Below are 15294 nucleotides of genomic sequence, written 5' to 3'. Positions count from 1 at the left end.
ATGATATTATTATTTTTAGAGGTGACTATTTGTGAAAAGAATTGTTAAGGTTATATGTGCTATTATTGAAAATGATAAATCTGAGGTTCTTTGTACTTTGAACTCAAAAGATATGTCTTTTTCTAGCTTTTGGGAATTCCTTGGTGGCATTATTAATGATGGTGAATCACCTGAAAAAGCTATAGTTAGAGAAATAGGAGAAAAGTTAAATTGTAAAATTAAAGTTAATTCTCTCTTCAGTGCAACTACATATGAATATGATGACTACATATTAAATACTATGGTGGCTAAATGTACAATTTTAAAAAGTAAACCATCATCTAAAGAATATACAAAGCTATTATGGCTACCAATAGAGTATATAACAAGTTTGAATTGGAATCCTACTACAATTCCAACTATAGACAAGCTTATAATGAAGTATAAAAAAAATTCAATATCAAATTAATAAATACTATATAAATCAAATAAGGAGGAAACATGATGTTTCCTCCTTAAATCATTAAAAATAAAAAATCTTGTCTTAATTTATTTTTTTACAATTCTTATTTCTATGCCTTCAAGTCTTTTTGACTCTCCACTTGTTCCACTCATTTCTCCATTACTCTTCCATTCTTGCCAGCCGTAATCTTGTACATGAGTTCTGTATTCTATGCTATATCCTGGTGCATTTTCTAGCTTTATTTCTATAGCTTCAAGCCTCTTTGACTCTCCGCTTGTTCCACTCATTTCTCCATTACTCTTCCATTCTTGCCAGCCGTAATCTTGTACATGAGTTCTATATTTTATACTTGCTCCTTTAGGAAGATTGTCTGCTTTTATTTCTATTCCTTCAAGCCTTTTTGACTCTCCGCTTGTTCCACTCATTTCTCCATTATTCTTCCATTCTTGCCAGCCGTAATCTTGTACATGAGTTCTATATTGTATTTCTGGATCTTTTACTATTCTTATTTCTATGCCTTCAAGTCTTTTTGATTCTCCACTTGTTCCACTCATTTCTCCATTACTCTTCCATTCTTGCCAGCCGTAATCTTGTACATGAGTTCTATATTTTATACTTGCTCCTGGAACTATATCATTTATTTTTATTCTTATTCCTTCAAGTCTTTTTGACTCTCCGCTTGTTCCACTCATTTCTCCATTACTCTTCCATTCTTGCCAGCCGTAATCTTCTACATGAGTTTGATATAATACACCAGTAGTATCTGGCTTTATCTCTTGCTTTACTTCTACATTAACTACTCTTGTCTTTGTAATAGTATTATTATCACTATCTGTTACCTTATATGTAATTTCATGTTTTCCTACATTTAAAGTACTTAAATTTACATTTGGTAATACTATTCTATCACTTATAATACCATCTTCATTATCATTAGCAGTTACTCCTGCTCTTAAATCAAATGTTTCACCTTGCTTTATTGTAATATCACTTAAACCTTCTATTGCTGGTAATTGATTTGTTACTGTTATTACTCTAGTTACTGTTGTTACATTACCATCACTATCTTCAACTGTATAAGTTATTTGTGAATCTAAATTCGTTCCTGCAGATGGCTTGTTTATTGTTCCACTTGGAGTAGCTACTAAATTTTCATCGTGATCATCTGTTACTATTATTCCATCTAATAAATCAAAGTTATCTACCTGTCCAAGTTTTATTGTTATGTTATCTGCTCCATCAATAGTTGGTTTTTTATTTGATATTACTGTTACTATAATATCTTTTTCTACAATATTACCATCATTATCTTCTACTTGATATGTTACTCTATATGTTCCTTCTGATGGATTTGACTGATTTAATTCACCTGTACTTTTTAAAGTTATGTCAGTTTTTTTATTACCATCTTCATGGTCAGTAGCATTTAATCCTATTCTTCCATCTGTTAATAAATTTATAGAATTACCTGCTTTTATTTCTATATCATTTGCAACTATCTCTGGTAATCTATTAGTTACAGTTACCATTCTATAAACAGTTGTAGTATTATTATCATTATCTGTTACTTCATAAGTTATTTTATATATTCCGTCAGTTCCTGGTAATGGTTTGCCTACTTGTCCATCTACTTTTATAGACTTAGGATCTATTGTATCCTTATCATCAGTTACTGTTATTCCATCTAATAAATCTTTATTAAATTCATCAACATCACCAAATTTTATTGTAGTATTGTCTGCTCCATTTATAACTGGATCACCTGCATTATTTATATTTCCAACTTGAATTTTTTTGCTGATAGATTTCCCGCTAATATGATTAAGAGTTAAAATAAGTTCTCCAGTAAAACTAGTATTAACAAAATATACACATACTACATCGTCATACATACCTATACTTAAATCAAAATCCCAATCGTTATTAACAGTATCTAAGATAGTGCCATCAGGCTTTTCTAAAGTAACTATAAACTCATTCCAATCATCCCCAATTGGTATATATGACTCATCTTTTTCATTGATATATTTAACATGATATAAATAATCGTCGGTATTTTCAGGTATTGGAATTATGTCGTTGGAATTCCCTATCCAGATAAAATCCTTAAAAATATCTTTATCTTTAACTGCTGTCCAAGTAGTACGTTGTAAGTCATTGTCATTTCTTTCTAACCTAAAATTAGATTGATTATATTGTGGATTTATTATAAAATCACCTGTAGCATTTTCTTTAGCTTTAATGTATAAATGATTTTCTTTTAAAGGTACTCTATTAATATCATTAAAATAATTTAATTTTATAGTTCCCTTAACATCACCACTTATATCAAGGGTCTGATTATCATTTAAAAATATAGCTCCACCTGCTAAAACATCAGTTGAAGAATTTTCTCCAGTAAAATCACCTTTTACTATTGGATTTCCAGTAAGATTTGTGAAATCTAATAAAGAGTTGCTTTTTAAAGTAATATTCTCTACTTCAAACTTACTATTTTCACTTATCTCTATTCTTGATCCACTTCCTATATTTAAGTTCCTTATTCCATTAAGATTTGCATATATCATGCCTGCTCCATCTATTATATTAAGGTCTGCAGAAGCATCATGTTTTTCAGTATTAATTGTTCTTACTCCTGTGTTGTTACTTAAATTAATTGTAACTTCACTTTTTGAAGGAACCATTATTCCTCCAGTATGGATTGTCCTATCTAAAACTCTTCCTTTAACGTTCAGTTCCACTGGGTAATCTCTTTCTACCCAATAATCCCCTGCATATATTCCAGCGAACTCTGTTTTTCCAAGTACAGTTGAATGTGCACTATACACATTAGCATCTATTACATCAAGAACTGCCTTATTTCCTGTTGTCCCTTCGTTTCTAAATGTTCCACCACTAATAAATGGACGATAATCTCTTTGAAATGATTCAGTAGGAATACGAGTATCTACACTTTGTAGTGTTAATTTATATCCTGCTAAGTAAATCGTTCTACCACTTCTAAACGTAGTCCCTTCATCTATAGGTGTTTGTGGCATACCACTATCAGGTACTCCAGGCATTAACTCATTAGATGCCCAAAATTGAAGATTAATATTTTTAAAAGTAACATCTGCTCCCAATTGAATCGGTGCTCTTACAATAAATTCATTATTAGTTTCTGCACCTTCAATTGTTACTTCCTTGTCTATTATAAGTGGTCTATATAATAAATCAGAAGTTTCCTCGTACTTCCAATAATTAAATTTTCCAGTTATCTTAATGGTACCCCCTGGATTTACATTCTTAAGAGCTGTCTTAATATTTCTATAAGGATTACTTTTAGAACCATTCCCAGCCCACTCACTTCCTTGACCTTCAGTAAGATATACTACGTCATTTGATTTTACATTTTCATCATTTGTTATATTGATAGCAAATGTATTTACCGTTGTATTAAACAAGAAAATTATTACACATAGTAAAGATATTAAAGCTTTTTTCTTATTCAACATTCATTTCCTCCCCTTCTATTATTTTCTTAAATTATAAAATCGAACATAATTATAGCTTAAATTCTATAATTATACAATAAAATTTTATCAAATTAATAATATTTTTATAACATTATTTACCTTATATTGCTGAACTACTTTTTAATTTATCATTATAAGACTGTTTTAAGTTTTACTTAACTCCATTTATTTTCTTTCACTTTTTCAATCTTAATATGATTATATTTATTTATCTAAACCTATTCTCCCATAAAATATCCTTTTATTTCATATAAACTATTGAAACTTCTATAACTATAACTTTTTATTTTTTCATCAGCTTCCTTCAAATCCACTACATGAATAGGAGTCATTTTACCTTTGTAAGCAGCTTCAACTCCTGCTGATGAATCTTCTATTACAATACATTCCTGTGGATTAACCTTAAGTTTTTTGGCAGCCTTTAAAAATATTTCAGGATTTGGCTTTGTTTTTTTAACATCATCTCTACAAACAACTGCATCAAATATATGCTTAAAATTAGATTGATTTAATTGTTTTACCATTCTTTCTCTAGATGCAGATGTTGCTAAAGCAAGCTTGTACTTTTTATACTTTAAATATTTTAATAATTCATATGCTCCATCCTTAATTGGAATTCCCTTTTTTATTTCTTCTTCTAAAGCTTTATCTTTTTCCTTATACATTTCTTCTATTGGTAATTTTTCTCCAAATTCCTCTTTAAATACCTTTTTAACATTTTCACGTCCAGTGGCTATTACTTTACAGTATATTTCCTTTGTGATTTTATAACCATGTTTTTCAAAGACTTTTGTCCACACATCTAAATAAACTTTTTCTGTGTCAAATAGAACTCCATCCATATCAAATATTACTGTATTTAATTTGTCTATATTCTGCTGCATATAATCCTCCAAATATAATATAACTACAATATTAGTTATATTATATTTGAAAAACTTATTCAAGGAACTAGCGTTCTTCTTCTAAGTATTTTATTAAATAATTGTAATTCTTTTCCGCTACTTCTAGTCTTGGTTTTAAGCTATTATTTACATAAGTAGCATTTATATTTTTATTATAGGTGGATAATGTTTCTAAAATTGATTCTTTAAACAATGGAATAACTTCAATTATTCTCTTAATACCATAAACATACTCATCATCACTAATATTAAAGCATTGAAATAAACCAGAAGTTAATCTTCCATCAGAAAACATATAAATATATCTATCCTTCATTTCATCTGATAAATCAACTTCAATTTTATGTTTATATAACCTAAAAACTATATCATCTTTTTTGATGAATATAGGAAAGATAGTAGAAAATAACATTACTATATCTTCCTCTTCATCACCTAATCCAGAAAAATCATGCTCATTTAATTTTTCTAAAATTTCTTCAGTAAATATTTTAGATTTAATCTTATCTGCCAATCTAGCTTTTAATTTCTGTTCTTTTTCTTCACTTAATAGATTATCTATTGAATTAAAGAAATCAGTGAATTTTCCCATAATAACAACCCCTAATATTAATTTTATATATTTATTTTAATATATAAAATATTTCAATACAAATTATTGTATAAACTAAAAATACTTTCCATTAAACTTATCCTTTACTGCATCAGTTACACTTTTAAATTTTTCTTCATTTTCTTGTATTAAATCAATTATTTTTTCTTTAGCTTCTAAATATTCTTTCTTATTTTCATCAAAATCTACTATGCCCTTAGATAAAGTATGAAACTTCATAAATATTATAGGATGCTTTTTAGCAAATGACTCCATTTCATTAATATGCCTTTCTTCCTTAGTTGCATTTTTTAACCATTTAAAAATATAATCATAATTATTATTCATGTTACACCTCTCTTAACTTTATAAATATATTCTTTACTAAATTAGTTTTATATTATACTAAAAATAAAAAACTCCTGTTATAGCTAATTCATAACTATAAAAGAAGTTTTTAATTGTTTATTTCTTAAGCATTTTACTCATTTCATTATTTAAAACATTTCGTATAGCTTTTGCAACTCCTAAATTATCATTAGAATCTGTTATGTATTTTGCAATGGCTTTAACTTCTGGTATTGCATTTTCCATAGCAACAGTTTCTTCAAATATCTCAAACATAGAATAATCATTAAAACTATCACCTAATATCATAACCTCTTCCCTAGCTATAGATAATTTAATTGCAACTTGTTCTAATATTATTCCTTTTTGGGCATTTATATCAGTTATTTCTATATTATCTCTAAAAGAAGATGATATAGCTAATCCCTCTATTGTACTAAGTTCCCTTTTTATTTTATCTATTAATTTTATATCCCTATGAAAAGCAACAAATTTTCTTACTTCTATGTCTTCACTAAAAAACTCATCTAAATTGTCTATATATTTTAATTCAGTAAAAAATCTTAATTTTTCTGATATTTCTCTTGCTTCATTTTCACTTAGTTCAGGATTAAAACTCATTGTTCTATTTATAACTTCTTGTAATGCTTCTTCTCTTGTTGATGTTGTAAAAATACCCTTATTAGTAAAAATTCTTGCTGAGAACTTATTTTTATCTAAGATATCTATTATGCTTCTAGCAGTATCCATATTTATGTTAATAATATCTAATATATTCCCCTCTTCATCCCTATACTCTGCTCCATTAGATAAAATACACTGTGCTTTAATATTATGTTTATCTAGTACTTCTTTAACACTTTCATATTCTCTTCCAGTGGAAATTGCAAATATTATCCCTGCTTCTTCTGCTTTCCTAATGGCATCTACAGTTTCTTTATCAATATCATGATTACTATTTAATAATGTACCATCCATATCTGATGCTATTAACTTTATCATTTAAATTACTCCTCTTCATATTATTTTCCTTATTATATATTATCCCATCTTTTTTCAATAAACTACTCTTATATATTAAAAAGGAAAATATTAATATACTCCTTTAATATATAAATCACTCATACTTGTTGATTAATCTATATGGTATCACATAATTTAAATGTTTTAAGACTTTAGATGAACTTCTTTCTTTATAAGCTTCTAAAACAGTATTTAGTTGTTCTTCTTCCACTTCATTAATGGATGATCCTAAATAATCATCTATACTTTCAATTAGAGATATGGAAAAATCAATATAATCTCTACTTATTTCTGCATTTTTTGAACTTATTAAGCTTGCTATTTTATTTAATCTATATGCTTCACTATATTCATATTCTTCTTCGTTGAAAAAATCTAGGTTACTTATTAGCTTTGAAACTAAATCATGTCTAACAAATTCCAAATCCATATATATTTCTTCCTTATCTAAGGAATTTAATATGTTATCTATCTTATCACTAACTTCTTTATCTAAATCAAACTCTTTTTTAACAACTAGTAAAGAAATTATGCTATCTGTATTAAGAGAATCTTCCTCTAAAGATTTAATATTTTCATCAACTAAGTTTTCTATATCCTTTTTATCAATATCTTCTTTTAATAATGAATATATAAATTCTTTAGGAAGAGATTGTATATCCATAATTTTATCCTTTTTATCAGTTAAAATTATTAAACCATTTTCCTCATTATATAATAATTTATTTGACCCATATTTAAATTCTTCATAATCTTTATTTACAATTATACTTGTTCCTAAAACTATTTTCTGATCTTCTGATAATACCTCCACATCCCCTCTATTAATTAAATTAGATAAATCTATACTAATAGTATTATTAAGTGAATCCTTAACAGTTGATATATATCTATATTCATCTGTAACCTTATCCATATTCCATGTATCATAAATTGTATTATAAGAAAAATTATCTACTCCAATTTGTTCTATAATATCATTAGTAACATTATTTGTATTCACAATAGTTCCTATATTTTCAAATACAGTATATATTGCTTTAGAGTTTTCTGGCAAATTACCTTTAGCACCTATTAAAGTCATAATAACAATAACTATACTAATTATAAATTCCTTTGATAATCCAGCATTACAGTCGATATTATTTTTTACATATTCATCTACACCCTTATATGCTATTTCTGTAGTTATACTCATAAATGCATAAACACTAAGTCCTAATCCTACAAGTGCCAATATCCCTGAAGTAAGAGTTGTAGCTCCTATAACTGTAGCTGCTAACACTCCTACTGCTATAGCCGCTGCTAAAACAGATGCACCTGCAGCAATAATATTTGTAGATTTATCTCCATATTTTTCTCTTATTTTTTTACCAAAAGAAGTATTTAAGAAGCTTCCTAATATTAAATTAATACAACTAGCTACTACACTTCCTCCTATTAAAGGTCCAATAAAAAAAGATAATACACATATAACTAATAGAAAGATTATCTTTAGTATTTCAGTCATATCTCCTAATATACCTTCTAATATTCCTAACAACCAATAATTATCAGATATATTCTCATTAAATCTCCATAATATTACAATAATAATAATATATAATAATAGCAAACTACCTTTTTTAAATAATTTCTTTCTAAAATAAATATCTTCTTTTAATTTAATCAATATAGTTTTAAATTTACTTTCTTTTATTAATGAAATAAATCCTATAGATAATATAAATATTAATACAAATATTGTACTTATTATATTCTTACCGGTTAAATCATGAATTTTAGAATAAATATTAGCTTTATCATATTCAATTATTCCGAATAAAGAATTAGACATTACATAATTATAAAAACCATGTTCAAACATTATATATATCAAAGATAAAAATGAAAAAATATATAATACTAATTTCTTAATACCTTTCTTTTTAGTAGTAAATGCTAATCCTATGAAAATACTAATAAAAACTGTACTTATTATGTGGGAAAAGCTTATAGAAAAGTCCAAGTAAGAGATAGTTGAAATTCCTAAAAAGAATTCATTAGACATAACTATTCTCTTATATCCTAGATTCTCTATAACCATAAAGAAAATACCTGAAATTGCACCAATAAATATATAATCACTAATATTTTTTTCTTTAATTTTTTTAGAAACACATAAAAATAATATTGGTATTAACTTTGTTATTTCTTCTATTGGAGCTGTTAATGTTGCTGCTAAACTACTATCAGCAACATAATTTAACATAATATTACTTTGCGCAATCAAAGTTAGTGGAATAACAAAAACAATAACTATTATTAAATACTTTATTCCTTCTAGCAAACTAATATTCTTTTTAAACGTTAGTAAATTAAATAATATTATTGAACTTATTAAAAATAATAAATTTGAAATTAAATAGTTTTCCATAATATCTCCTTATATTTTCTGTATCTTTTGTTTTTAAATATTATTTACCTTATATTATTCCAATAAAATCCTATCATATATTTTTCCAAAATAAAATATGTATATATTCAGTATAAATTTACTGTAATTTTATTGTTTATATACTTGTAAAAAAAGTGGTTATATTAACTTTAATTTAAGTTAATACAACCACTTTCCATTTTTATTTTCATTAACTCTTAACTTAAGATTTTAATTGATTACTTTTGCTTCTAAACTTATTATCATAAAGTTTTCTATAAAGCCACCTTAGATTTTATGTGCTTATATACTTATCCATATCTTTTTTTATAATTCATTAATTACATTAATTACATTATCAACACTAAAACCAAACTTTTCAAATAATATTTCAGCTGGTGCTGATGCTCCAAAAGTATCCATTGTTATATATTTACCATCAAATCCAACAAATTCTCCCCAGCTTAAACCTGAGCCTGCTTCTATTGCAACCCTCTTAGTTACTTTTCTTGGTAGAACTCTTTCTTTATAATCTGAATCTTGTTCTTTAAATATATCCATACAAGGCATACTTACTACTCTAATTTTTTCATTTTCTAATTTCTTCTTAGCTTCAATAGCTAAAGATACTTCAGATCCAGAAGCCATTAATATAATTTCTGGTTCTCCAATAGAATCATCAATAATATATCCACCCTTCATAGCATCTTTATTTGAGCCTTCTATATCAGGAAGGTTTTGTCTTGATAATACTAAAGCTGTTGGTGTTTCCTTTGATGTCATTGCCATATACCAAGCTATATTTGTTTCAGTTGAATCACATGGTCTAAACACATTAAAGTTAGGCATTGCTCTAAGCATTGTTAATTGTTCAATCGGCTCATGAGTTGGCCCATCTTCTCCAACTCCAATACTATCATGAGTTAAAACATATGTTAATGGTAATTTCATAAGTGCTGATAATCTTGCCATTGGCTTAACATAGTCACTAAATACGAAGAAAGTTGAAACAAAGGTCTTTAATCCACCATGTAGCATAATTCCATTTCCAATAGCTGCCATAGCCAATTCACGAACTCCATAGTGTATATTTCTTCCAGCATAATTATTACTACTAAAATCTCCTGCTCCATTTAAATATGTTTTAGTAGATGGTGCTAAATCTGCTGCTCCTCCCATAAAGTTAGGGAATAAATCTTTAATTTTGTTCATAGCAATACCAGATAAATTTCTTGTAGCATTAGCCTTCTTATCATATTGCCAATATTCAGAACTTTCATCTAAAACTTTTTTATAATCAACATTAAAGTATTCATCCCATACTTTTTTCATTTCTGGGTATTTTACAAAATACTCTTCAAACATTTTATTCCAAGCTTCATATACTTTATTAGCTCTTTCTTGCTCAGATGCTATATGATTATAAACTTCTTCATCAACATAGAAATCCTTATCTTCAGGTAAGCCTAAATTTTTCTTTAATTCTATTACATTATCTACGCCTAAAGGTTCTCCATGAGCACTTGCTTTTCCTTCTTTTGCTGGACATCCCTTACCTATTTTAGTCTTCACTTCTATAAATGCAGGCTTTCCAACAGATTTTTTAGCTTCATTAATTGCATTTAAAATTTCTTCAAGATTATCTCCATCTTCTACTTTAAACACATTAAATCCAAAAGCTTCCATTCTCATTTTTACATCTTCAGTAAATGCAATATCTGTACTTCCCTCAATAGAAATGTTATTTGAATCATATAATACAACTAGTTTGTCTAGTTTTAATGTTCCTGCTAATGAAAAAGCTTCAGATGAAATTCCTTCCATAAAACATCCATCTCCACCTAATACATATGTATAGTGATCTACTAATGGATACCCTTCTTTATTAAATACAGCTGAAAGATGTTTTTCTGCCATAGCCATTCCAACAGCCATACCCATTCCTGCTCCTAAAGGTCCTGTTGTAGCTTCTACTCCAACAGTATGTCCATATTCTGGATGACCAGGAGTCTTAGAATCTAATTGTCTAAACTCTTTTAAATCATCAATAGTTACTCCATAATTAAATAAATGTAATAAGCTATATAATAAACTTGATCCATGTCCCCCTGAAAGTATAAATCTATCACGATTTATCCAATTAACATCTTTTGGTGTACTATTCATAACTTTTGACCAAAGTGTATATGCCATTGGTGCTGCTCCTAAAGGTAAACCTGGATGTCCAGAATTAGCTTTTTGAACTGTATCTGCACATAGTCCTCTTATGGTATTAACAACTTTTCTATCTAAGTCCATGCTTTCTCCTCCCTACCCTAACTATTATTATATTCATTTATAATTCTATCACTAATTTTATTTTTTTTGTATGAAAATGCTATCTTTTATCAAATTAATTCTATTTCTTATCAAGAAATAATCTTCTATTAAACTTAATAAGAAATAAGGAAATTATTCCTATCGCTACTAATCCCCACCCTATGATTGAAAAGTATCTTATATATATTGAAGACGTTCCTGCAATTTCAAGTATTCCATGAAGTAAACTACCTACAGTAAGTACTGAAATACCAGAGTTATATATATTAAATGGAATTCTATATTCCTTATAATTTATATTTGTAAAAAATATTAGAATCATTATATATGTAAATGCTCCTCCTATTAAAGGATATAAGAACATTAAATCCATATATGCTGAAGATACTCCATGACTAAAAATGAAATATACCTTATCAAATATTAAAGTGAAAATTGTAACACCAAAATATACTATTATAGTTTTTATTATACTTTTATTAATATCCAATATAAACAATGTCACTTACCTCCCTTTCCTTAATACTTTTCCCATTAGTAGTCGGATTGTTGATAACTTCTCCATTGAAAACCATAGTTGATGATCCTCCTCCATCTAGGTTATAAGCTGTAATGCAACCTCTATCAACTAAAATATTAGATAGCTCTTTAAGAGAAAAGCCTTCACTTTCATTAGTCCTTCCATCTGAAACTATCCTAATATAATGTAATGGTCCAACTTGACCTATTGCTGTTCTTGGATTACTAACCATAGCTTTTCCAACTTCATCACCTTCATCTATTACACTTTGCCCATTTTCAACTAAAGCTGGGCCAAAAGAAAATACTTGTATTGCTCCATTATTTTCAAGTTCTTTTATTGAGATTTCATTTTCATTTATAATTTTAAAATTCCCTTCACTGTCTATAACTAAGTCTTCTCCATAATTATCAGTACTTAGACTATCTCTATATACAACTCCATTTCGTAAAACATATCCACTATTTCTAAACCCATAATAATCACCGTTAATAGCTAGTATAGAATTGTTTTCTTCTGCAATAGTAGATGTCTTTTCCTTTATATTTCTTCCATAAGTATTATTTGCAAAAGCAGTTTTTAAATAACTTGGATCATTAATAACTATGTCTGCTACATAATAAGTAGTATTATTTTCCCTGGCTGTCTCTATTGAAATTTCTATATTATTATCTTTATAACTTTTTCCTGTAATTATTGACTTAATTTTGCTACCCTCTGTACCATTGCTACTCTCTTCTATATTATTTTCTTTTTCTGTATTATCAAATTCTTCATTTGTCTTATTATTTGAATTGCTTATTTGATTAATATCCTGCCTTTTGGGAATTACAAAAGTATCTAATAAAACAAATGTTGAAAAAGAAAAAATACCTAATGTAAATATAATTGCAAAAACATATGGCTTATTTAAAAATTTAATCATTTATTATATGCACTTCTTTCTTATCATTATTTTGTTTTTTTCTAAAGATTATATTTTTTTGTATTATATAGCTTAAAATAAATAATATAGAATCTACTAAAATCTTAGCCACTGTTGCATTGAGCAATACAGGTGTTATAACAGTTACTAATAATCCACTAGCAATCATTTGTGTTATAAATAAAATTGCATATTTTATAGCTTCTCCTACTGTTTTATTTCCATTAAATACCCACTTTTGATTTAAAGTAAAGTTTACTACTCCAGAACATACCCTTGCTACTATAGTAGAAATTAATAATCCAAAGCTAATATATTTAAATATTGTTATATTTAAAATAGTGAAGATCCCTAAATCTATAATTGCACTTAATAAAGAAGAAATAGTATATTTTAATAATCCACTAAAAATCAGTAATGAATCTTTTAATGGCCTATAATGAGATGACTTATTTTCATCAATGTAAATTGTTTTTATATTAACTTCCCTTATTTCTTTTTTCATTTTTGATACTGTAATTAAAAAATTCATTTCAAATTCATATCTATCTCCTGGAACTGAAAGAAGTATATCTTCATGCTCTCTTTGTATACCTCTTAATCCTGTTTGAGTGTCATAACACTTTGTACCTGTTATAAAATAAAATCCTATTGATGAAATTAAATTACCTATTCTACTTTTTTTAGGAACATTATCTAATGAAAAATCTCTTACACCTAATATCAGACAATTTTTGTTTTCAATTAGTTCTTTTGCTACAGCTAATATATCTTCTGCCTTATGCTGACCATCTGCATCACAAGTTATATATCCAGAATTATAGGGGTATTTAATCATTGCATATTTAACACCATTTTTTAAGGCTGCACCTTTTCCCATATTAACCTCATTATGAAATATTAAGCAATTATTAATCTTTTCAGCAAGCATAAATACATTTTCATATTCTTTTCCACTTCCATCATCTACAACAATAATAGGAAATTCAACTTTTTCTCTTATTTCCCAAATTAAATTTAATAACTTTTCATCTGGACAATATGCAGGAATTATAATAATTGGTTTTTTCTCATAATCATCTATCAATTTCATAATCTCCTTTAAAATAACTTTTTATTTTATATTACTCTTCCAATATTTCATTTAAGTGGCAAATATGTATCTTACTTGTAGCTATTGTAAAAAAAAATAGCACCTACATTAATGTAGATGCTATTTTTTAAATCCTTCTATATTTTTTAAGACAGATTACATTTAGTATACATAATACCACAATGAATAATATAAGAGTAATTATATTATTTTGTATATTAGTAAAATTATAACCCTTAAGTATAATACCTTTTAAAGCTTCTGCTCCATATCTTAACGGCATTAAGTATGATACTTTTTGAAGCCATGTAGCCATACTTTCTATTGGTATAATACCACCAAAGAAAATTTGAGGAACTATTACAATTGGTATAAACTGTACCATCTGAAACTCAGAATTTGCAAATGTTGACAACAAAATTCCTAAAGATAATGCTACAAAAGCAATTATAATATTACTTAGCAGAACTAAATAAATACTTCCAACTACTTTTATATTAAGAACATAAACAGCAAAAACAACAATTATAATACTTTGAAAAAAGGCAAATACTCCATATCCTAATAAATACCCAATAACAATTTCACTTCTTTTTATAGGTGTGGCTAACAACTTATATAATGTTCCACTAGTCCTTTCCTTTAATAAAGATATTCCAGATACTAAAAATACAAAGAAAAACACAAAAAATCCTATAAGCATAGGGGTAATGGTATCAAAATAAGAAGTATCTTCATCACCATATAAATATTTTTCAGATATTAACCCATTATCCTCAAAATTAATCTTTGAATTCATTGAAGTTATTTTTTTTGTTAAATTTATAATATTAGTTTTTATAGAAATGTTCTTAATTATAGCTTTAATCTTATTAGTATTCTGAGGAGAACTATTTTCATAAGTAACATTTATATTCACATCATCCATATAAATAAATGCACTAAGATCATCACCTTTTATTTTGCTTTCAATATTATCTTTCTCTGAATAATCTATAACTTTTAAATCTGTTTCATTTAAAGCTTCTTTAAAATCTGAATTAACATTATATATACCTACATTTAATATAATATCATTACCCGAATTAAACAAGACATAAACTAATGATAAAACTATAAGAGGTGCAATCATCATAAGTGCAAGAGTTCTTTTATCATTTATGGTTTGCTTTATAATTCTTATAACTACCGCCATA

12 protein-coding genes are annotated in these 15294 nt (G+C 26.9%); 1 reads left to right on the top strand and 11 read right to left on the bottom strand.

Translation table 11 applies throughout. The features are described from left to right. The first annotated feature begins 31 nt into the window (after nucleotides 1-31). On the top strand, nucleotides 32-448 hold the full coding sequence (locus tag ACQRD5_RS06900) for an NUDIX domain-containing protein (RefSeq protein ID WP_427746642.1): 417 nt from the start codon (nucleotides 32-34) through the stop codon (nucleotides 446-448). 80 nt (nucleotides 449-528) lie between these two features. Here the strand turns inward: ACQRD5_RS06900 and ACQRD5_RS06895 are convergent, their stop codons facing one another. The 11 genes from ACQRD5_RS06895 to ACQRD5_RS06845 all read right to left on the bottom strand — a co-directional run bounded on the left by ACQRD5_RS06895 (nucleotide 529) and on the right by ACQRD5_RS06845 (nucleotide 15293). Further along, on the bottom strand, nucleotides 529-3936 hold the full coding sequence (locus ACQRD5_RS06895) for an immunoglobulin-like domain-containing protein (protein WP_427746641.1): 3408 nt from the start codon (nucleotides 3934-3936) through the stop codon (nucleotides 529-531). A 239-nt stretch (nucleotides 3937-4175) separates the two neighbouring features. Then, entirely contained in the window at nucleotides 4176-4841 is a 666-nt protein-coding gene (locus ACQRD5_RS06890; RefSeq protein WP_291629634.1) for an HAD family hydrolase, read from the bottom strand. Between the two features lie 67 nt (nucleotides 4842-4908). Continuing rightward, nucleotides 4909-5454, bottom strand: a complete 546-nt coding sequence (locus ACQRD5_RS06885) for a hypothetical protein (RefSeq protein WP_320900039.1) — start codon at nucleotides 5452-5454, stop codon at nucleotides 4909-4911. 75 nt (nucleotides 5455-5529) lie between these two features. Further along, nucleotides 5530-5802, bottom strand: coding sequence for a hypothetical protein (locus tag ACQRD5_RS06880; RefSeq protein ID WP_291629629.1), 273 nt, complete (start codon nucleotides 5800-5802; stop codon nucleotides 5530-5532). 117 nt (nucleotides 5803-5919) lie between these two features. Further along, a complete protein-coding gene (locus ACQRD5_RS06875) occupies nucleotides 5920-6804 on the bottom strand; it encodes a Cof-type HAD-IIB family hydrolase (RefSeq protein ID WP_291629627.1) in 885 nt (294 codons plus the stop codon). 115 nt (nucleotides 6805-6919) lie between these two features. Further along, entirely contained in the window at nucleotides 6920-9241 is a 2322-nt protein-coding gene (locus ACQRD5_RS06870; RefSeq protein WP_427746640.1) for a PrsW family glutamic-type intramembrane protease, read from the bottom strand. 327 nt (nucleotides 9242-9568) lie between these two features. Beyond that, nucleotides 9569-11539 (bottom strand): transketolase, encoded by a 1971-nt coding sequence (gene tkt, locus ACQRD5_RS06865; protein ID WP_291629623.1) that lies wholly within the window; start codon nucleotides 11537-11539, stop codon nucleotides 9569-9571. A gap of 100 nt (nucleotides 11540-11639) precedes the next feature. Continuing rightward, entirely contained in the window at nucleotides 11640-12059 is a 420-nt protein-coding gene (locus tag ACQRD5_RS06860; protein ID WP_291629621.1) for a hypothetical protein, read from the bottom strand. Then, nucleotides 12040-13005: a phosphodiester glycosidase family protein gene (locus tag ACQRD5_RS06855; RefSeq protein WP_291629619.1), complete on the bottom strand. Its 966-nt coding sequence runs from the start codon at nucleotides 13003-13005 to the stop codon at nucleotides 12040-12042. Before ACQRD5_RS06855 ends, ACQRD5_RS06860 begins: the two co-directional genes overlap by 20 nt. Further along, nucleotides 12998-14092 carry a bifunctional glycosyltransferase family 2/GtrA family protein gene (locus tag ACQRD5_RS06850; protein ID WP_291629617.1) on the bottom strand — a complete coding sequence of 365 codons (1095 nt, stop codon included), beginning with the start codon at nucleotides 14090-14092 and terminating at the stop codon, nucleotides 12998-13000. The genes ACQRD5_RS06855 and ACQRD5_RS06850 overlap by 8 nt, the downstream gene beginning before the upstream one ends. A 133-nt stretch (nucleotides 14093-14225) precedes the next feature. Next, a complete protein-coding gene (locus tag ACQRD5_RS06845) occupies nucleotides 14226-15293 on the bottom strand; it encodes an ABC transporter permease (protein WP_427746639.1) in 1068 nt (355 codons plus the stop codon). Between the last annotated feature and the right edge of the window lies 1 nt (nucleotide 15294).

This window comes from Clostridium sp. SGI.024, assembly GCF_050315195.1.
Taxonomy (GTDB): Bacteria; Bacillota; Clostridia; order Clostridiales; family Clostridiaceae; genus Clostridium.
This window is presented reverse-complemented; position numbering and strand designations above follow the sequence as displayed.

Bases quoted from the DNA above. Each gene is read 5' to 3' on its own strand.
- ACQRD5_RS06870 (WP_427746640.1), bottom strand. From the start codon at position 9,241: ATGGAAAACTATTTAATTTCAAATTTATTATTTTTAATAAGTTCAATA.
- ACQRD5_RS06885 (WP_320900039.1), bottom strand. From the start codon at position 5,454: ATGGGAAAATTCACTGATTTCTTTAATTCAATAGATAATCTATTAAGT.
- ACQRD5_RS06875 (WP_291629627.1), bottom strand. From the start codon at position 6,804: ATGATAAAGTTAATAGCATCAGATATGGATGGTACATTATTAAATAGT.
- ACQRD5_RS06845 (WP_427746639.1), bottom strand. From the start codon at position 15,293: ATGGCGGTAGTTATAAGAATTATAAAGCAAACCATAAATGATAAAAGA.
- ACQRD5_RS06890 (WP_291629634.1), bottom strand. From the start codon at position 4,841: ATGCAGCAGAATATAGACAAATTAAATACAGTAATATTTGATATGGAT.
- ACQRD5_RS06880 (WP_291629629.1), bottom strand. From the start codon at position 5,802: ATGAATAATAATTATGATTATATTTTTAAATGGTTAAAAAATGCAACT.
- ACQRD5_RS06895 (WP_427746641.1), bottom strand. From the start codon at position 3,936: ATGTTGAATAAGAAAAAAGCTTTAATATCTTTACTATGTGTAATAATT.
- tkt (WP_291629623.1), bottom strand. From the start codon at position 11,539: ATGGACTTAGATAGAAAAGTTGTTAATACCATAAGAGGACTATGTGCA.
- ACQRD5_RS06855 (WP_291629619.1), bottom strand. From the start codon at position 13,005: ATGATTAAATTTTTAAATAAGCCATATGTTTTTGCAATTATATTTACA.